This window comes from Janibacter sp. UYMM211 (assembly GCF_040547045.1).
Classification (GTDB): domain Bacteria; phylum Actinomycetota; class Actinomycetes; order Actinomycetales; family Dermatophilaceae; genus Marihabitans; species Marihabitans melonis.
On the sequence record NZ_JBEPOY010000001.1, the window covers coordinates 434,046 to 452,603 of the forward strand.

General features: G+C 74.3%; 14 protein-coding genes. 4 read left to right on the top strand and 10 right to left on the bottom strand.

Annotation, left to right across the window (positions count from 1 at the left end; genetic code table 11):
- Nucleotides 1–2: 2 nt before the first annotated feature.
- Nucleotides 3–461 (bottom strand): RrF2 family transcriptional regulator, encoded by a 459-nt coding sequence (locus tag ABIB53_RS01965; protein ID WP_123093271.1) that lies wholly within the window; start codon nucleotides 459–461, stop codon nucleotides 3–5.
- Between the two features lie 206 nt (nucleotides 462–667).
- On the opposite strand from ABIB53_RS01965, the gene ABIB53_RS01970 reads away from it, so the two are divergent.
- Nucleotides 668–1,594 carry a sulfite exporter TauE/SafE family protein gene (locus tag ABIB53_RS01970; RefSeq protein ID WP_354586921.1) on the top strand — a complete coding sequence of 309 codons (927 nt, stop codon included), beginning with the start codon at nucleotides 668–670 and terminating at the stop codon, nucleotides 1,592–1,594.
- A 122-nt stretch (nucleotides 1,595–1,716) separates the two neighbouring features.
- Here ABIB53_RS01970 and ABIB53_RS01975 read toward each other — a convergent pair whose 3' ends face one another.
- The 7 genes from ABIB53_RS01975 to ABIB53_RS02005 form a co-directional block, all read right to left on the bottom strand.
- On the bottom strand, nucleotides 1,717–2,799 hold the full coding sequence (locus tag ABIB53_RS01975; RefSeq protein WP_354586922.1) for an amidohydrolase family protein: 1,083 nt from the start codon (nucleotides 2,797–2,799) through the stop codon (nucleotides 1,717–1,719).
- 8 nt (nucleotides 2,800–2,807) lie between these two features.
- Entirely contained in the window at nucleotides 2,808–4,100 is a 1,293-nt protein-coding gene (locus ABIB53_RS01980) for a M18 family aminopeptidase (protein ID WP_502914625.1), read from the bottom strand.
- Between the two features lie 78 nt (nucleotides 4,101–4,178).
- The gene (locus tag ABIB53_RS01985) at nucleotides 4,179–4,970 is read right to left on the bottom strand and encodes an alpha/beta fold hydrolase (protein WP_354587351.1); all 792 of its coding nucleotides are present in this window, start codon (nucleotides 4,968–4,970) and stop codon (nucleotides 4,179–4,181) included.
- Nucleotides 4,971–4,975: 5 nt separating this feature from the next.
- Nucleotides 4,976–6,574: a signal recognition particle protein gene (gene ffh, locus ABIB53_RS01990; RefSeq protein WP_123093275.1), complete on the bottom strand. Its 1,599-nt coding sequence runs from the start codon at nucleotides 6,572–6,574 to the stop codon at nucleotides 4,976–4,978.
- Between the two features lie 24 nt (nucleotides 6,575–6,598).
- Entirely contained in the window at nucleotides 6,599–8,983 is a 2,385-nt protein-coding gene (locus ABIB53_RS01995; protein ID WP_354586924.1) for a [protein-PII] uridylyltransferase, read from the bottom strand.
- 70 nt (nucleotides 8,984–9,053) lie between these two features.
- The gene (locus ABIB53_RS02000; protein ID WP_068274613.1) at nucleotides 9,054–9,392 is read right to left on the bottom strand and encodes a P-II family nitrogen regulator; all 339 of its coding nucleotides are present in this window, start codon (nucleotides 9,390–9,392) and stop codon (nucleotides 9,054–9,056) included.
- A complete protein-coding gene (locus ABIB53_RS02005) occupies nucleotides 9,389–10,831 on the bottom strand; it encodes an ammonium transporter (protein ID WP_123093277.1) in 1,443 nt (480 codons plus the stop codon). Before ABIB53_RS02005 ends, ABIB53_RS02000 begins: the two co-directional genes overlap by 4 nt.
- Before the next feature lie 197 nt (nucleotides 10,832–11,028).
- Between ABIB53_RS02005 and ABIB53_RS02010 the strand changes: the two genes are divergently transcribed.
- The 3 genes from ABIB53_RS02010 (at nucleotide 11,029) to ABIB53_RS02020 (ending at nucleotide 13,214) form a co-directional block, all read left to right on the top strand.
- Nucleotides 11,029–11,409: a thiol-disulfide oxidoreductase DCC family protein gene (locus ABIB53_RS02010; RefSeq protein WP_354586925.1), complete on the top strand. Its 381-nt coding sequence runs from the start codon at nucleotides 11,029–11,031 to the stop codon at nucleotides 11,407–11,409.
- Between the two features lie 10 nt (nucleotides 11,410–11,419).
- On the top strand, nucleotides 11,420–12,409 hold the full coding sequence (locus tag ABIB53_RS02015; RefSeq protein WP_354586926.1) for a glycosyltransferase family 2 protein: 990 nt from the start codon (nucleotides 11,420–11,422) through the stop codon (nucleotides 12,407–12,409).
- Nucleotides 12,410–12,485: 76 nt separating this feature from the next.
- Nucleotides 12,486–13,214 (top strand): hypothetical protein, encoded by a 729-nt coding sequence (locus tag ABIB53_RS02020; protein ID WP_354586927.1) that lies wholly within the window; start codon nucleotides 12,486–12,488, stop codon nucleotides 13,212–13,214.
- 76 nt (nucleotides 13,215–13,290) lie between these two features.
- Here ABIB53_RS02020 and ftsY read toward each other — a convergent pair whose 3' ends face one another.
- A complete protein-coding gene (ftsY, locus tag ABIB53_RS02025; RefSeq protein ID WP_354587352.1) occupies nucleotides 13,291–14,436 on the bottom strand; it encodes a signal recognition particle-docking protein FtsY in 1,146 nt (381 codons plus the stop codon).
- Between the two features lie 470 nt (nucleotides 14,437–14,906).
- Complete coding sequence (locus ABIB53_RS02030) at nucleotides 14,907–18,449, bottom strand: ATP-binding cassette domain-containing protein (RefSeq protein ID WP_354586928.1); 3,543 nt, start codon at nucleotides 18,447–18,449, stop codon at nucleotides 14,907–14,909.
- Nucleotides 18,450–18,558: the final 109 nt, after the last annotated feature.

Sequence of the window (18,558 nt, forward strand, 5' to 3'; positions counted from 1 at the left end):
TCCTACCTGTTGTGCATCGCGTCGGGCCGCGAGGCGAGGTCCTGGACGAGGGCGGGCAGCTCGCCGGAGGCGATGGCCGCAAGGGACGTGTCGTCGAGCACGTCGCGCAGGGCGGCGCGCAGGGCGACCCACACGACGGGCAGGCGCTGCGCCGACCCGGTGTAGACGAGGTCCTGGGGGCGCTGGCCCCGGATCTCCGCGAGCGGGCCGTCGACGGCGCGGATGACGTCACCGACGGAGATCTCGTCGGCCGGCCGGGCGAGGAGGTAGCCGCCGGCGGCGCCCCGCCGGCTCGTCACGAGGCCGGCCCGGCGCAGGTCGGCGACGATGGCCTCGAGGAACTTGCGTGGCAGCTCCTGCTCGCCGCTCAGCTGCTCGACCGAGACCGGCCGACCGTCCTGCGCGGCGACGAGGCTGAGCAGCGCGCGCACCGCGTAGTCCGACCGCGCGGAGATGTCCATGGGCCCAGTATCGCCGGTCGGGCGGGGGCCAGGAGGACCACTCGCTGAGACATAACACCGCGTTACTTGACTCATAACGCGACGTTCTGATCAACTCCCACTGGTCGGGTGGGAGATACGCCCGGCCGAGCGCCGGGTCGCCACGGACGTCACGACGACGCCCCATCCCGCCCCGCTCGTCCTCCCCCACAGAGAGTCCCCCAGCGATGCGCAAGCTCGTCCTCCTGGCCGTCGTCGGCTTCCTCGCCCAGCTCGTCGACGGGTCGCTCGGCATGGCCTACGGCGTCACGACGACGACGCTGCTGCTCGCGATCGGGACCAACCCGGCCGCGGCCTCGGCCACCGTCCACCTCGCCGAGATCGGCACCACGCTCTTCTCCGGCGCCTCGCACTGGCGTTTCGGCAACGTCGACTGGGGCGTCGTCGCCAAGATCGGCATCCCCGGCGCCGTCGGCGCCTTCGCCGGCGCGACCTTCCTGTCCTCGCTCGACACCGGCACCGCGAAGCCGGTCATGAGCGGGATCCTCCTCGTCCTCGGCCTCTACGTCCTCGTCCGCTTCACCGTCAAGGGTCTGCGCAAGGACCGCCTCGGCCAGCCGCTGCGCAAGCGCTTCCTCGGCCCGCTCGGCCTCTTCGCCGGCTTCGTCGACGCGACCGGTGGCGGCGGCTGGGGCCCGGTCGGCACCCCGGCGCTGCTCGCGAGCGGCCGCATCGAGCCCCGCAAGACCATCGGCTCGATCGACACCAGCGAGTTCCTCGTCGCCCTCGCCGCGAGCCTGGGCTTCCTCTTCGCGCTCGGCTCGCAGGGCATCGAGTGGTCCTGGGTCATCGTCCTGCTCGTCGGCGGCGCGATCGCCGCCCCCATCGCCGCGTACATCGTGCGCGTCGTGCCCCCGCGCATCCTCGGCAGCCTCGTCGGCGGTCTCATCGTCCTCACCAACGCCCGCACCCTCATGGGCAAGGACGGCTTCGCCCTCGACAGCACCGTGAAGTGGGTCGTCTACGGCCTCGTGTGGGCCGCCTGGATCGGCGCGGTCGCGTGGAGCACGAAGGAGCACCGTCGCGAGCGGGCCGCCGAGCAGGCCCAGGGCCCGCACGAGGACGAGCGCGAGCGGGTCGGCTCCCCCGCCTGATCCCTCCCCCACGTCGGATGAGCGTGAATCGCCGCTACGTCATCGGCGTAGCGGCGATTCGCGCTCATCCGCCAGATGGCGCGTGCGAAGGGGAGGGAGGCGGGGACTCCCCCGCCGACCGCTCAGCCGACGGTGGCGCCCCGCAGCACGACGTGACGGGGCGTGGCGCAGGCGCGGACGTCCTCGCGCGGGTCGGCGGAGAGGACGACGAGGTCGGCGTCCTCGCCCTCGGCGATCGCCGGGCGGCCGAGCCAGCGGCGTGCGGCCCAGGTGCCCGCCGACAGGGCCTGGGTGTGCGTCATGCCGGCCTGAGTGAGCAACTGCATCTCCTGCGCCGCGAGGCCGTGCGCGATGGAGCCACCCGCGTCCGTGCCGACCATGACCGGGATCCCCGCCTCGTGCGCGGACGCGACGGTCTGCAGGCGACGACGGTGCAGGTCGAGCATGTGCCGGTGGTAGTCGGGGAACTTCTCGCGGGCCGGCTCGGCGATGGCGGGGAAGGTCTCGATGTTGACGAGCGTCGGCACCACCGTGATGCCCTGCCGGGCGAAGGCGGCGATGCTCTCGTCGTCGAGACCGGTCGCGTGCTCGATGCAGTCGGTGCCCGCCGCGGCGAAGTCGTGGAGGGACTGCTCGCCGAAGCAGTGAGCGGTCACCCGCGCCCCCTCCTCGTGCGCGGCGGCGATCGCCTCGGTGAGCACGTCGACGGGCCAGCACGGCGTGAGGTCGCCGACCTCACGGTCGATCCAGTCGCCGACGAGCTTGACCCAGCCGTCGCCGGCGCGGGCCTCGGCCCGCACCCGCGAGACGAGCTGCTCGGGCTCGACCTCCCACGCGTAGTTGCGGATGTACCGCCGGGTCCGGGCGATGTGCCGCCCGGCCCGGATGATCTTCGGCAGGTCGTCGCGCTCGTCCACCCACCGCGTGTCGGCGGCCGACCCGGCGTCCCGGATGAGCAGGGTGCCGGCGTCACGGTCGGCGAGCGCCTGCTGCTCCGTCGTCTCCTCGTCGACGACGCCGTGCCGGTCGAGCCCGACGTGGCAGTGCGCGTCGACGAAGCCGGGCACGACCCAGCCCTCGACGTGCTCCCACGGCCCTGACGTCGTCGGGGCGGTGAAGGTGACGCGTCCCCCGACGACCCACAGCTCGTCGACCACCTCGTGCTCGTCGAGCAGGACCCGTCCGGTGACGTGCAGCGTCGTCATCGTCGGTCTCAGCGCGCCGCGGACGAGCGGCCGTCGCCGCCGAGGAAGGCTGCCGCGGCGAGGGTGAGGTCGACGAGGTCGCTCGTGCCGGCGAGCTCGCGCGCCGAGTGCATCGACAGCAGGGGGATCCCGACGTCGAGGGTGCGGATGCCCAGCCGAGTCGCGGTGATCGGGCCGATCGTGGACCCGCACGGCACGGAGTTGTTCGAGACGAAGGTCTGCGAGGTCACCCCCGCCTGCGCGCACCACCCGTGCCAGGCGGCGGTCCCGGGGCCGTCGGTCGTGTAGCGCTGGTTCGCGTTGACCTTGAGGATCGGGCCGGAGCCGAGCACCGGACGCACGACCGGGTCGTGCTTCTCGGGGTAGTTCGGGTGCACCGAGTGCCCGACGTCGCTCGAGACGCACCACGACGCGGCCGTCGCGCGCAGGCGCTCCTCGGGGCTCGCACCGAGGGCGATGCCGATCCGGGCGAGGACGTCCTCGAGGAAGGGACCGGCCGCTCCCGAGCGGCTCGCCGAGCCGACCTCCTCGTGGTCGAAGACAGCGAGGACGGCGACGTGGTCCGCGTCGGCCCCGGCGACCTCGCCGAGCGCGACGACGCCGGCGTGGACGCTCGCGAGGTCGTCGAGACGGCCGGAGGCGAAGAAGACGTCGTCCTGCCCGAAGATGCGACCCCGGGCCGCGTCGGCGGTCACGAGGTCGAAGCCCCGCACGCGGGCGGCGTCGACGCCCGAGGTCGACGCGATCTCGCCGACGAGGTCGGCCGAGGCCGCCGCACCGAGGCCCCAGACCGGCTGGGTCTGACGCTGGCGGTCCAGGGCGAGGCCCTCGTTGACGTCGCGGTCGAGGTGGATCGCCAGCTGGGGCAGGCGCAGCAGCGGCCCGGAGTCGGCGAGCACGCTCGAGCCGTCGTCGAGGACGAGCCGCCCGGCCAGGCGCAGCTCGCGGTCCAGCCAGGAGTTGAGCAGGGGCCCTCCGTAGACCTCGACACCGGCCTGCAGCCAGCCGTGGGCGCCGGTGCTGGGCTGGGGCTTGAGGACGAGGCCTGGGGAGTCGGAGTGGGCGCCGAAGACCCGCACCGGCGTCGTCGCGGTCACCGAGGCCGGGACGACCCACGCGATGACGGCGCCGTCGCGCACGACGAGATAGCGCCCGGCCGCGCTCGGCCAGGCCTCGCTCTCGACGAGCGCCGTGAAGCCGGACTCCTGCAGCCGGCGGGCCACCTCGGCGGCGGCGTGGTGGCTCGACGGCGACGCCTCGACGAAGTCGGCGAGGTCCTCGGCGTGGGCGGTGCGGTCCAGGTGCACGTCATGTCCCCTTCGGTAGCGGACCTCGACACTATCCGCGCCGTCACCGGCCCGCCGCGCGGGGCGGGGCCGTCAGGCCGTGAGGAAGCGGCGCAGCGCCTGCACGAAGATCTCGGGCTGCTCCGAGTGCACCCAGTGCCCGGCGGACTTGATGGTGAGCAGACGGGTGCGCGGGAAGTACCCCCGCATCGCCGGTCCCATCTCGTCGCGGACGTAGGCCGACTCGGCGCCGGCCACCCACAGCACCGACCCGTCGTAGGTGCGTCCCTCGACGGCCTCGGCCGGCCAGCCGCGCAGCGCCGGGATCGCGTCGCCGAGGACCTCGAGATTCATCTGCCAGCGCCAGCCCTGGCCCTCCCGACGCAGGTTCTGCAGCAGGAAGGCGCGCACCCCGGGGTCCGGTGCCGCCTCGACGAGCGCGGCGTCGGCGTCCTCTCGGCTGGCCGTGCTGCGCAGGTCCATCGCCCGCATCGCGCGGACGAAGCCCTCGAACTCGCGTCCCTCGCGGTACGCGACCGGCGAGACGTCGACGACGCACAGCCGCTCGACGAGCTCGGGGTGGCGCAGCGCGAGGAGCATGGCGATCTTGCCGCCCATCGAGTGCCCGACGACGACCCACGGCTCGTCGTCGGCGATGGACGTCAGGGTGTCGGCGACGGTGTCGGCCGCACGGACGTAGTCGAAGCGCTCGCTCCAGCCCGAGCGCCCGTGATCGGGCATGTCGACGAGGGTCGGGCGGGCGATGTCGCCGATCGCCTTGGCGATCGTCCCCCAGTTGCGGCCCTGACCGAAGAGTCCGTGGAAGAAGGCGACGCGGGGGCCGTGCTCCCCCTTCGAGACGTGGTGGAGCACCGGGCTGGCCATCTCGCTCACTGCCCGAGGAACTTCTCGAACCCCTTCGGCAGCTGGCTCGGGTCGAGGTCGGGCGCGGCTCCCGGGCCGCCCCCGGCACCGAACGCGCTGCCCGCCGGACCCTTGCCGGCGGCCCGGTCGGCCGCCGCACGCTCCTGCTCGGCCCGCTTCGCGGGGTTGCCGGACTTGCCCTTCTTCTTCACCTGCTTGGGCTGGCGCGCCTTCTTGCCGCCACCCATCCCGGGCAGGCCCGGCATGCCGGGCATGCCGCCGCCGCGAGCGAGCTGCTTCATCATCTTCTGCGCCTCGCCGAAGCGCTCGAGCAGCTGGTTGACCTCGGAGACCTGCACGCCGGAGCCGCGGGCGATGCGGGCACGGCGCGAGCCGTTGATCTGCTTGGGGTGGTTGCGCTCGAAGGGGGTCATCGAGCGCACCATGGCCTCGACGCGGTCGAACTCGCGCTCGTCGAGGTTGTCGAGCTGGGCCGCCATCTGCCCCATGCCCGGCATCATCTTGAGCATCGACTTCAGCGAGCCCATCTTCTTCAGCGCGGCCATCTGCTGGAGGAAGTCGTCGAAGGTGAAGTCCTCGGCCGCGAGGAACTTGCGCTGCATCTCCTCGGCCTGACCGGCGTCGAAGGCGCGCTCGGCCTGCTCGATGAGGGTGAGCACGTCGCCCATGTCGAGGATGCGGCTGGCCATGCGGTCGGGGTGGAAGACCTCGAGGTCGCGCACCCCCTCGCCGGTGGAGGCGAACATGATCGGGCGACCGGTCGTGCGCGCCACGGACAGCGCGGCACCGCCGCGGGCGTCGCCGTCGAGCTTCGAGAGCACGACACCGGTGAAGTCGACGCCCTGCTGGAAGGCCTGCGCGGTCTCGACCGCGGCCTGGCCGATCATCGCGTCGATGACGAAGAGGACCTCGTCGGGCGAGATCGCCGTGCGGATGTCGGCGGCCTGCTGCATGAGGTCCGCGTCCACGGCCAGCCGACCGGCGGTGTCGACGATGACGACGTCGTGCTGGCGGCTCTGCGCGTGCGCGATCCCCTCACGGGCGACCGAGACCGGGTCGCCGAAGGAGCGCGTGCCCTCACCGGCGGCACCGGCGTCGTGGCCGCCGATGTTGCCTCGCTCGGGCGCGAAGACGGAGACGCCGGCGCGCTCGGCGACGACCTCGAGCTGGGTGACGGCGTTGGGCCGCTGGAGGTCGGCGGCCACGAGGATCGGGGTGTGCCCCTGCTCCTTGAGGCGCGCGCCGAGCTTGCCCGCGAAGGTCGTCTTGCCCGAGCCCTGGAGGCCGGCGAGCATGATGACGGTCGGCGGGCGCTTGGCCAGCGTCAGCTCGCGGGTGTTGCCGCCGAGGATGCCGACGAGCTCCTCGTTGACGATCTTGATGACCTGCTGGGCGGGGTTGAGCGCCCCGCTGACCTCGGCACCGGTCGCCCGCTCGCGGACGGCGCTGGTGAACTCCTTGACGACCGGCAGGGCGACGTCGGCGTCGATGAGGGCCATCCGGATGTCACGGATCGTCTTGTTGACGTCGGACTCGGACAGGCGGCCCTTGCCGCGGAGGTTCGCGAAGGTCCCGGTCAGGCGGTCGGACAGGCTGGTGAACACGGGCCCAGGGTAGTCGCCCGCGCGCTAGCCGCCGACCGGCCGGTCGTCGAGGTCGCAGGCGTCGATGAGGGCGGACAGGACCTGGGCCGTCTTCGCCGGGCTGAGCGGCCCGCCGCCGGGCAGCGTGACGTAGAAGGTGTCGAGCGTCTGGCCCGCGTGGGTGGCGATGTGCGCCGAGCGCACGCCGACGCCCTGCTGGGCCAGGCACATGCCGAGGTCGTGCAGCAGACCGGGCCGGTCCTGGGTGCGCACCTCGAGCACGCTCGCCGCGGCGCTGCCGGAGGGCAGGACGAAGGCGCGGGTGGCGCCGGCTGCCGATGGGAAGGCCGGCCGGGTGGAGCGGCTGCGGGCGAGGGCCCCGAGGGCACCCCGGTCACCCCCGGCGAGCCGGGTGAGCGACGCGGCGAGCCGGCGCGGCTCGGGCGCGTCGCCGCCGGGCGACTCGACGACCCACTGGTCGACCGCGATGCCGTCCTGGGTCGCCAGCCGTGCGCTGCGCACGGTGAGACCCTGCGCGGCGAGGACGCCCGCGGTGTCGGCGAAGAGCCCGTGCCGGTCGCGGTCGTAGACGTGGACCACCCAGCCGGTCGGTGCCTGCGTCACGGTGACGAAGGGGTGACCCACCCCGATCGCGTCGCGCGCCTCGGACGGGAGGTCGACCGCACCCTGCTCCTGCGGCGGGGCGACCGGGCTCCCCGACAGGCGCTCGCGGACGCGGTCGGTGAGCGTGCCGAGCAGGTCGGCGCGCCACTGGGTCCACGCCTTCGGGCCGGTGGCCTGGCTGTCGGCGACGGTGAGTGCCCGCAGCAGCTCGAAGGTCTCGAGCCGGCCGTCGACGACCTCGACGACGGCGTCGATGGTCGCGGGCTCGTCGAGGTCTCGGCGGGTCGCGACCTCGATGAGGGTGAGGTGCTCGCGCACGAGCAGCTCGACGAGGGCGACGTCCTGCGGGGGCAGGGAGAGGCGCTGCATCGCGCCGCGGGCGATCTTCGCCCCCTCGACGCTGTGGTCGTTGGCGCCGGCGATCTTGCCGATGTCGTGCATGAGGGCGCCGAGGAGGAGCAGGTCAGGGCGTTGGACGTCGCGCGAGAGCCGGGCGGCCTGGGCCACCGCCTCGAGGATGTGGCGGTCGACGGTGTGCCGGTGCACGGCGTTGCGCTGCGGGCGGCTGCGCACGGCGTCCCACTCCGGGAGCCACTGCGAGACCAGGCCCGCCTGGTCCAGCCCCTCCCAGGTGGGCACGAGGCCCGCGCCGCTGGCGAGCAGCTCGGTGAGCTGGCGCACGGCCCCGTCCGGCCATGGTGTGCTCAGCCGAGGGGCCCGGGAGAGGTTGGCGAGGGTCTGGGGGGCCAGCGGCAGCCGGTTCCGGGCGGCGACGACAGCGGCCCGCAGGGGCAGCTCCGCGTCGACGCCGACCTGCTGGGTGGAGCCGAGGACGGCCTCGCCGTCGTGGCGGAAGAGCCCGTAGCCGAGCGGCACCATCGCCGGGCGGCGGGGCCCGACGCGCAGGGTGCGCGCGCGCTGCGACTGGCCGGCCCGACGGGTGGCCCCGTCGAGCGCGTAGGCGATGGTGCGGGCCGAGGTCGACACGACGGTGAGGAGCTCGTCGCTGTCGGACAGGCCGAGCAGGGCGGCGACGGCGTCGGCGTCGTCGCGCAGCAGCCGGTCGCGACCGCGCCCCGTCGTGAGGTGCACGGCGTCGCGGACGTCGAGCAGGCGCGCGTGGGCCTGGTCGAGGCGACCGCGGTCGCGATCCGTGAGCCACGCCTGGGTGAGGGCGCGCAGCACGGTGATGTCACGCAGCCCGCCGCGGCTCTCCTTGAGGTCGGGCTCCTGCGACTGGGCCAGCTCGCCGTGGCGCAGGTGCCGGGCGGCGGTCGCCTCGACGAGCTGGGGCAGCCGCTTGCGGGCGTTGGCCCGCCAGTCGTGGGCGACGCTCGAGCGGACGCCCGACACGAGGTCTGCGTCGCCCGCCACGAGACGCAGGTCGAGCAGGCCGACGGCGGCGGTGAGGTCGTCGGCCGCGACCGAGCGGCACTCCCCTGCCGTCCGGACGCTGTGGTCGAGGCGCAGCCCGGCGTCCCACACGGGGTACCAGATGCGGTCCGCGAGGACGGCGACCTCGCGCTCGCGGTGGCTGCGCCCGTCGTGCAGGAGGACGAGGTCGAGATCGCTGAGCGGGCCGGAGTCGGCCCGCCCGAGGCTGCCGACCGCGGCCAGCGCGAGCCCGGGCCGGGCACCCACGGCCTCGTCGAAGACCCCGGTGAGCCACCGGTCGGTGGCGGCGGCGATGGCGGCCCGCCGCGTCCCGCCGGCACCCGGGACGGCGAAGTCCCGGGTGCCGGCGAGGTCGAGCCGAGCTGCTCGCAGGTCCTGCGGCGCCGAGGGGTCGGTGCTCGTCGAGGTCATGACGCTCCTGTGCTCGCTGCGGTCTCGTGCGGTGATGCCGTGGTGCGGTGCCGGCCGTGGCCGGCGGGCGTCAGAGCGCCTCGACGCCGCGCTCGCCCGTGCGGACCCGGACGACCTCGTCGACGGTGGTCACCCAGACCTTCCCGTCGCCGATCCGGCCGGTGCGGCTCGTCGAGACGACGACGTCGACCGCCGAGGTGGCGTCCATGTCCTCGACGAGGACCTCGAGGCGGATCTTGGGCACGAAGTCGACCGTGTACTCCGCCCCGCGGTAGACCTCGCTGTGCCCGCGCTGGCGTCCGTAGCCGCTCGCCTCGCTCACCGTCATGCCGGTGATGCCGTAGGCCTCGAGCGCCTCCTTCACCTCGTCGAGCTGGTGGGGCTTGATGATGGCGGTGACGAGCTTCATGCCTTGGCTCCTTCGGTGGTGACTTCCTCGTGGTGACGCGCGTCGTGCTGGACGCCGGCGCTGCTGACGCCCAGGCGGCCGCCGCGGGCGACGAGGTCGTAGCCGGACTCGGCGTGCTCCGCCGCGTCGATGCCGGCGACCTCGTCGTCCTCGCTGACCCGCCAGCCCATCGTCGCCTTGAGGGCGAGGGCGATGACGAGGGTGAGGACCGCCGAGATGACGAGGCTGGCCAGGGCGATGACGACCTGGACGACCGTCTGGTCGATGCCGCCGCCGTAGAAGAGCCCGGTCTCGGTGGCGAGCAGGCCGGCGCCGACGGTGCCCCAGAGCCCGGCGACGAGGTGCACGCCGACGACGTCGAGGGAGTCGTCGTAGCCGAAGCGGTACTTGAGGCCGACGGCGAGGGCCGCGAGACCACCGGCGACCGCGCCGAGGACGAGCGAGCCGACGGGCGAGAGCGAGCCGCAGGCCGGGGTGATGGCGACGAGACCGGCGACGACACCGGAGGCGGCGCCGATCGAGGTGGCGTGACCGTCGCGGATCTTCTCCACGAGCAGCCAGCCGAGGATCGCCGCAGCGGTCGCAGCGGTGGTGTTGACCCACACGAGCGAGGCGAGGCCGTCCGCGGCGAGCTCGGAGCCGGCGTTGAAGCCGAACCAGCCGAACCACAGCAGCCCGGCGCCGATCATGACGAGCGGCACGTTGTGCGGGCGCATCGCGGTCTTGCCGAAGCCGAGGCGCTTGCCGACGACGAGGGCGAGGACGAGACCGGCGATGCCGGCGTTGATGTGCACGACCGTCCCACCGGCGAAGTCGATGGGTGCGACGTTCGCCACCCCGTCGGTGATCCCGTACATCGCACCGGCGATGCCGCCCTCGGCGCCCGAGAGCAGGCCTCCGCCCCACACCATGTGGGCGATCGGGAAGTAGACGAGGGTGAGCCAGATCGCGACGAAGACCATCCACGTCGAGAACTTCACGCGGTCGGCGATGGCGCCGGAGATGAGGGCGACGGTGATGATCGCGAAGGTCAGCTGGAAGCCCGCGAAGAGGACCTCCGGCAGCCAGACGCCGGCGCCGAAGACGTCGATGACCGGCATGCCGTCGGCACCCACGGTCGTCGTCACGCCCTCGACGGTGCTCGCGACGCCGCGCAGGCCGAACTTGTCGAAGGGATTGGCGAAGATGCCCGCGACGTCGGCACCGCCGAAGGACATCGAGTAGCCCCACAGGACGTAGACGACGCCGGCGACGCCCATGGCGCCGAAGCTCATCATCATCATGTTGAGGACGGACTTGGCGCGGGTCATGCCGCCGTAGAAGAGGGCGAGACCCGGGGTCATGAGGAGGACCAGGGCCGCGCAGATGATCATGAAGGCGGTCGCCGCGGGGTCGATCGCCGGTGGCTCCGCCGCGAGGGGCATCAGTGCTGGACTCATGCGGAGCAGCCAACGCGGCGCAGGTTTCGCCTCCCTCGGCCGATTGTTTCGACGAGGTTGCGGATGGTCCCCCTTCGTAAGCGGTGCGTTACCGACACCTCTGCGTCCCACGATGCGGGACGGCGAAGGGGGGTCGCCGGCCCCGGTCCACCCACCCGGGTGGGGACGGCGGCACCGCCGGCTGGGAGGATCGGGCCATGACCCCGGTGCTCATCTTCGACGGCGACTGCGGCATGTGCACGCGTGCCGCGAGCCTCGTCTCCCGGCGGCTGCGGCCGTCTGACGACACCTACGACGTCGAGCCCTCGCAGGCGCTCGACCTCGAGGCCCTCGGCCTCACCGCGCACCAGTGCGAGGAGGCCCTGCAGTGGGTCGGCGCCGACGGCGAGGTGAGCAGCGCCCAGGACGCCGTCGCCCGGATGCTCCTCGCGTCCAGGCCCGTCCTGAGGCCCGCGGGCGCCGCGCTGCTCCTGCCGGGGGTCAACCCGCTCGCCGGCGTCGTCTACCGGTGGGTCGCCCGCAACCGCCACCTCTTCCCCGGCGGCACCCCGGCCTGCCGGGTCCCACCCGCCGGCTGAGGCACCCGTGGTGGCCGTCGACTACGTGCTGCCGCTGCGGTGGGACGCGGCGGCCTCGCAGTCCGGCCGTGACGAGCTGACGTCGTACCTCGCACAGCTGCGCCGGTGGGTCGACGACGTCGTCGTCGTCGACGGGTCGGAGCCGGAGCTCTTCGACGAGCACCACCGCCTGTGGTCGCCGATCGTGCGCCACGTGCCCCCGCAGGCGAGGACCGCGAACGGCAAGGTCGGCGGGGTGATGACCGGCATCCGCGCGGCACGCTCCCCCGTCGTCGTGCTGGCCGACGACGACGTCCGGTACGGACCGGACGAGCTCGCCGAGGTCGTCGCCCGGCTGCGGCGTGCCGACGTCGTCGTCCCGCAGAACGTCTTCTCGTCGCTGCCGTGGCACGCCCGGTGGGACACCGCACGCTCCCTCGTCAACCGAGCCCTGCGCACCGACTACCCCGGCACGGTCGTCGTCCGACGGGACGTCGCCGTCCTGGGGTACCGCGGCGACGTGCTCTTCGAGAACCTCGAGCTCATCCGTACCGTCGCGGCCCGGGGCGGGCGGGTCGAGATCGCGCGCGACCTCTTCGTGCCGCGGCTGCCGCCGACCGCCGCGCACTTCCGCTCGCAGCGGGTGCGTCAGGCCTACGACTCGTGCGCGCAGCCCGCCCGGCTCGCCGTAGAGCTGGCCATCCTGCCCGCGGCGCTGCTCCAGGCCCGTCGCCCCCGGGGATACGTCGTGTGGGTGCTGGCCGTCGTCGCTCTCGCCGAGCGCGGGCGTCGTGTCGACGGCGGCCGGCGGGTCTACCCGGCGAGCGCGTCGTGGTGGGCGCCCCTGTGGGTGGGCGAGCGCGCCGTGACCTCGTGGCTCGCGCTCGCCTGCCACGTCCGGGGCGGCGTCCCCTACGCCGGTGGCCGGCTGCGCCACGCCGCCACCTCGCCCCGCGCGCTGCGAGCGGGAGAGCGGCTGAGGGCGCTGGCGGACCGGCCGTCGCGGGCGGGGGCGCGCTAACCGGTCGTGCCACGCCTGCGGGAGGCGATGATGACGCACCGGGCCGAAGGGGTCCGTCAGACCTGAGGAGCCCCGCATGAGCATCCCACCGCCGCCGCCCGGTCCAGGGGCCGGCGGCCCCGGGCAGCGACCCCCCGGTCCCCCGCCCCACGGCGGTCCCCCCACGGGTGGCCCCGGCAGGTACCCCGGTCCGGGTGGCTACCCCGGCCAGCCCGGGGGCCAGCCCTCCGGCCGCCGTCGGGTGCCGGTCTGGGCGTGGGTCGTCGGCGGCATCGCCGCCCTCGTCCTCGCGTGCTGCGTCGGCTTCGCGGCGCTCGTCGCTCTCGGCGTCGCGAGCAGCCCGGTCGACGACGAGACGACGTCCGTGGCGCCCCAGAGCAGCACGACCGCCCCCAGCGAGGACACCTCGAGCTCGCCGGAGCCCGAGCCGACCCAGGAGCCGGAGCCGACCCAGGAGCCGGAGCCGTCGAGCACGAGCTCGACCCTGCCGTCGGCGCCGAGCTCGAGCGTGCCCCCGACCCCGGCGGGCTCGACAGCCAACACCGACAGCCGCTACACCCTCAAGCCCGAGCAGCTCGAGTCCGAGGTCGTCCGCGGCCTCGGGGGCATCGGGCTGAAGAAGTCCGAGGTCGACTGCCCCTCTGCCCTCGTCCTCATCGCGGACAAGACCGCGACGTGCACGGCGCCGAACCCCGTCGGCGACGGCACGGCGACGATCACCGCGACCGTCGAGTGGGCCCAGATCTCGGGCACGAGCATCCGCTACTACCTCGGCTTCGAGCTGAAGACGAAGAAGAGCACGTAACGCCAGGCGCGGGCCGGACGGGACGACGAAGGGGGTGGGCGCCGAGCGCCCACCCCCTTCGTGCTGCCGTGAGAGGTCAGCCGACGATGGCGTCGACGAAGGCCTCGGGGACGAAGGGGGCGAGGTCGTCGGGACCCTCGCCGAGACCGACGAGCTTGACGGGGACGCCGAGCTGGCGCTGGACCGCGACGACGATGCCGCCCTTGGCGGTGCCGTCGAGCTTGGTGAGCACGACACCGGTGACGTCGACGGCCTGCGCGAAGACCTTCGCCTGGGCCAGGCCGTTCTGCCCCGTCGTCGCGTCGATGACGAGGAGCACCTCGTCGACCGGCTGCTGCTTCTCGACGACCCGCTTGATCTTGCCGAGCTCGTCCATGAGCCCGACCTTGTTGTGGAGCCGGCCCGCGGTGTCGATGACGACGCAGTCGGCCTCCATCTCGGCGCCGGCGCGCACGGCGTCGAAGGCGACGGCGGCCGGGTCGGCCCCGTCGCGGTCGCTGCGCACCACGGGGACCCCGACGCGCGCGCCCCAGGTCTCGAGCTGGTCGGCCGCTGCGGCGCGGAAGGTGTCGGCTGCGCCGAGCACGACGTCGCGGTCGTTGGCGACGAGCACGCGCGCGAGCTTGCCGACGGTCGTCGTCTTGCCGGTGCCGTTGACGCCGACGACGAGCAGGCAGGCGGGCCGTCCGTCGACACGGCTCGCGGCGAGCCCGCGGTCCATGCTCGGGTCGACGAGCTGGAGCAGGTCGGCGTAGAGCCAGTCCTTGGCCACCTCGGGGTCGGTCGTGCCGTCGATGGCGACGTGGGCGCGCAGCGAGTCGACGAGCTCGGTCGTCGGCTCGATGCCGAGGTCGGCGCGCAGCAGGACGTCCTCGACGTCCTCCCAGTCCTCCTCCGACAGCGAGCCGCTGCTGAGCAGGGCGAGCAGGGTCTTGCCGATCGCGTTGTTCGACGTCGCCAGACGGGTGCGCAGGGTGCGCATGCGGTCACGGGTGGGGGCCGGGGTGTCGACCGGGGTGACCGGCTCGGCCTCGACCGCGTCGAGCGGGTGGACCTCCGGCTCGGCGGCAGGTGCCCGGGCGGGCTCGGCCGCGGGAGCCTCCGGCTCGGCGGCAGGCGCCTGGGCCGGCTCCGCAGGCGGTGCCTGAGGGGCCTGGGCAGCCGGGGCCTCGGACCCGGCCGCCGGGGCCGGCGACTCCGGGGCCTGCGGCGCGTCGGTGATCGGCGCGACGTCGGCGTCGCGCTCGTAGACGTCCGGCTCGTCCTGGCCGGTGGTCGGCGCGCTCGTCGCCTCCGAGGGGGCGGGGCCCGCCGGGGTGGTCCTCTGCGGGGCCTGTGGCGCGGGCGCGCTCGGCGCCGCCGGGGTCACCTCGGTCGCCTCGGCGGGCTCCGCGGGGGCGGTCGCACCGGAGGGGGTGTCGCGCTCGGTCGGGCGCTGCGGTGCCTCGGGGGCCCCGGTCGCCTTGTCGCTCGGCCGGTCGAGGACGATCGTGCCGCTGCGGTGGTCGGTGGTGCCCTTCGGCCGCTCCGGCGGCCGGTGCTGCTCGGGCAGGTCGCCGTCGGACCCACCGCGCCCGCGCAGCAGGCCGACGAGCAGCCCACCGAGCAGGACGAGCAGACCGACGGCGACGAGGACGTACTCAAGGACAGTGTCGATACCCATCACGCCGCCCATCCTCGCAGCCCGCGGCGTCAGCCAGCGAGGTGACCGAAGTCGGCCTCGAGCTGCGCCCACGGACCGCTGGCCTCGACCCGCCCGTCGGCGAGCACGACGACCCGGTCGGCCTGAGCGAGCGCCGCCCGCTTCGACGTCGCCCCGACGACGGTGACCGAGCGCTCGCGCAGCGAGCGCCACAGCTCGACCTCGGTCGTCGCGTCGAGCGCGCTCGAGACGTCGTCGGCGAGCAGCAGCTCGGTGTCGGCCGCGAGCGCCCGGGCCAGCGCGAGACGCTGGACCTGCCCGCCGGACAGCCGGACCCCTCGGTGTCCGACGGCGGCATGGGGCCCGCCCGCGGTCGCGACGTCCGGACCGAGACGGGCCGCCTGCACCGGTGCCTCGAAGAGCCGCTCGTAGCCCAGCTGGACGTTGTCGGCGAAGGTGCCCGACACCACCCGGGGCACCTGCGCGACATAGGCCACCTGGCCCGGTCGCAGGAAGACCTCCGGGTCGTCGACCTCGTGGCCGTTCCAGTACAGGCCGCCGCGGTGGTCGACGAGACCCGCGAGCGCGCGCAGCAGGCTCGACTTGCCGGAGCCGACCTGGCCGAGGAGGAGCACGAGCTCGCCGGCCCCCACCGAGAGGTCGACGTCCTCGACGCCGACGGTGCCGTCCTCGTGCACCGCCGTCATCCCGACGAGCGAGAGCCGGCGCAGCGGCACCCGGTCGACCTCCGGCGGCGCGGGCGCCGCACCGGTGACGAGATCGACCCCCGGGGCCGTGTCCATGAGATCGGCCCCGCCGGCCAGGCGGCTCGTCACCTGCTGCCAGGCGCGGGTGCCCGGGGCCTCGGTGACGACCGCACCCGCGACCCGGCCGAACCAGTCGAAGCCGCCGACCGCGCCGACGAGGAGCAGGGCGGTGGCCAGCCCCCACCAGCCCCAGAGCACGCCCGCCCAGGTGACGACGAGACCGGCCTGGACCATGAGCATCGGGACGCCGTCGAGCACCGCGCGGACCCTGTGCTCGCGGATCGCCGCGTCGACGCGACCGCCGTCGACCGAGCGCAGGTGGCGCCGCAGATCGGGCACCTGCCCGGCGAGCTTGACCGTGCGCGCGGACTCGAGCGTCGAGACGAGCACCCGCCCGAACTGCGCCCGGGTCGTCGAGGCGTAGGCCGCCGAGCGCCCCGCGATCGGACGGCCGAGGGCCGAGGCCCCGGCGGCGGCGACGAGCACGACGAGGAGCACGAGGCCGGCGAGCGGGCTGCGGGCCGAGACCGCGGTGATGACGACGATCGCCATGCCGTTGACGAGGTCGACCCAGCGGTCGGCGTAGCGCGCGTACCGGTCGGCGTCCATCGCGCGGGCCACGATCTCGCCGGCGGGCACGCGGTCGAGCCGTCGGTCGGCGGTCTGCCCCACGAGCACCGACATGCGCACGCGCAGCAGCACCTCGACCCACCAGCGGGGGTAGCGCCCGATGGCGACGGCGAAGAGGACCGGGCCGACGAGGATCGCGACGACGCACGCGACGAGCCACGGCGTGACCTGCTCGCCGTCGCGCAGCGCCTGGACGGTGTGCCCCCACGTGAAGCCGGTGAGCGCACCCAGCGACCCGGTGAGGGAGAAGCCGAGGAAGAGCCCGGCGGCGAGCAGCCCCCATCCGGGGCGGATGCGCAGGGCGTGCCAGATCCCCTTCGTCAGCGACGGCCCGTCGCCCGGGTCGCGGCTCGGCGGCGGGTCGACCCGCCGCCGTGACCCCTCGAGGGTCGGCGCCACAACGACAGGCGCGTCGGCCGGGCCGACCGGCTCTCCGGAGACGGGCTCGGGGGCGCCCGGTGAGGCCGTGCTCGCCGCGCGGAGCAGCTCGCGGAAGGGCCCCTCCTGGGTCGCCAGCGCGACCCGCGGGCCGTGCTGGACGAGCCGTCCGTGGTCGAGCACGGCGACGAGGTCGGCCCGCGAGATCGTCGACAGTCGGTGGGCCACGAGGATGCCGGTGCGCCGGCGCAGCAGCCGGTCGGCGGCGGCGACGACCCGCTGCTCGGTCACGGGGTCCATCCGTGCCGTGGCCTCGTCGAGCACGACGACGCGCACCTCGCGCAGCAGCAGGCGGGCGAAGGCGACGAGCTGCTCCTCCCCGGCCGACAGCGTCGCTCCCCCGGGCCCGAGGACGGTGTCGAGGCCGTCGTCGAGCCCGTCGACCCACTCGGCGAGCCCGAGCTCGGCGACGACCTGCTCGACGCGCTCGCGCTCGACGTCGGCGAAGAGCGCGATGTTCTGCGCGAGGGTCCCGGCGAGGATCTCGGTGCGCTGGGTGACGACGCCGACGGCTCGGCGCAGCTCCTGCAGGTCGATGTCGAGCACGTCGACGCCGCCGAGCAGCACGGTGCCGGGCTCGGGGTCGACCGCCCGTGACACGAGCGAGGCGAGCGTCGACTTGCCCGAGCCGGTGCGCCCGACGAGGGCGATGGTCTGACCGGCCGGCACGTGCAGGTCGACACCGGCGAGCGCGAAGGTCCCCTCGCGATAGCTGAAGTGCAGGTCGGCGAAGTCGAGGTCGACCTGCTCGGTCGGCACCGGCAGACCACCACGCGGCTCGGGCTCGACGGCGAGCATCTGGCGCAGCCGGATGACCGCGCCGAGACCGGCCTGGAGGTCGGGCAGCTGCTCGGCGACCCGGCCGACGATGCTCACGAAGCTCGTCGTCACGAGGAAGAGCGTGACGAGCTGCGCGACGGACAGCCCGCCGCGCGAGGCGACGGCGATGCCGACGACGGCGATCGCCGCGAGCAGCCCGTGGAGCAGGAGCATGGCGCGCAGGGTCATCGAGCGCTCGACCCGGATGACCTCGTGGAAGCGGGCGTGGACGTCCGCCGACAGCCGGGCCAGGCGCTGGACGGCGAAGGGGGACCCCAGGCTCGTGCGCAGGTCGTCACGCCCGGCGATGCCCTCCTCGAGCGCGGCCGCGTGGTCGGTCCAGGCCATCTCCTCGACGACCTTGCGCGAGGCGACCTCGGCCATGAGCGGGCGCATGACGACGTAGGCCCCGACGGCGCAGACCGGGAAGAGGACCCACGCCGGCCACCACGTGAGGGCAGCGACGACCCACATGGGGATCGCGGTGAAGACCGCGCGCAGGGCGGTCCACACCTGCTCGCGCACGAGCGTGCCGACGTCGTGCGTGTCGTCGTCGACCCGGTCGAGCACCTCGCCGACCGCCTGGTCGGAGAGCGCCGACAGGGGCTGGTCGAGCGCGGCGTCGAGCAGGTCCTCGCGCAGCCGGCCCTCGGCCCGGTCGACGACGTAGGCCCACACGAGCCGGCCGACGGTGTCGAGCACCGCCCCGCCGACGAGGCACAGCGCGAGCCAGGAGACGAGCACCGCGCTCGGGTCCTCGGCGAGCCGTCCGGCGAGGACGGACCCGGCCGCCTGACCGGCGGCGTAGCCCGCGAGGGCGAGCCAGGAGATCGTGACGAGCGGGTGCCGCAGACGCGTCCACGTCACCTGCCGTCGCGGGGGCGGGGTGGTCGTGGGCGGTGCGGTGGTCCCCTGGGGGACGAGGTCGAGCGTCGTCATGGCGTCCCTGAGCGTACGACCGCCCACCGACGACGCGACACCGAGTTTCCGGGCGGGAGGCCGCCCCCCTTCGCCCTCCCGCGGACCTCGTCGGCCCGCGGGAGGGAGG

Bases quoted from the DNA above. Each gene is read 5' to 3' on its own strand.
- ABIB53_RS01975 (WP_354586922.1), bottom strand. From the start codon at position 2,799: ATGACGACGCTGCACGTCACCGGACGGGTCCTGCTCGACGAGCACGAG.
- ABIB53_RS02000 (WP_068274613.1), bottom strand. From the start codon at position 9,392: ATGAAGCTCGTCACCGCCATCATCAAGCCCCACCAGCTCGACGAGGTG.
- ABIB53_RS02005 (WP_123093277.1), bottom strand. From the start codon at position 10,831: ATGAGTCCAGCACTGATGCCCCTCGCGGCGGAGCCACCGGCGATCGAC.
- ABIB53_RS02030 (WP_354586928.1), bottom strand. From the start codon at position 18,449: ATGACGACGCTCGACCTCGTCCCCCAGGGGACCACCGCACCGCCCACG.
- ABIB53_RS01970 (WP_354586921.1), top strand. From the start codon at position 668: ATGCGCAAGCTCGTCCTCCTGGCCGTCGTCGGCTTCCTCGCCCAGCTC.
- ABIB53_RS01995 (WP_354586924.1), bottom strand. From the start codon at position 8,983: ATGACCTCGACGAGCACCGACCCCTCGGCGCCGCAGGACCTGCGAGCA.
- ABIB53_RS01965 (WP_123093271.1), bottom strand. From the start codon at position 461: ATGGACATCTCCGCGCGGTCGGACTACGCGGTGCGCGCGCTGCTCAGC.
- ABIB53_RS02010 (WP_354586925.1), top strand. From the start codon at position 11,029: ATGACCCCGGTGCTCATCTTCGACGGCGACTGCGGCATGTGCACGCGT.
- ABIB53_RS01985 (WP_354587351.1), bottom strand. From the start codon at position 4,970: ATGGCCAGCCCGGTGCTCCACCACGTCTCGAAGGGGGAGCACGGCCCC.
- ABIB53_RS02020 (WP_354586927.1), top strand. From the start codon at position 12,486: ATGAGCATCCCACCGCCGCCGCCCGGTCCAGGGGCCGGCGGCCCCGGG.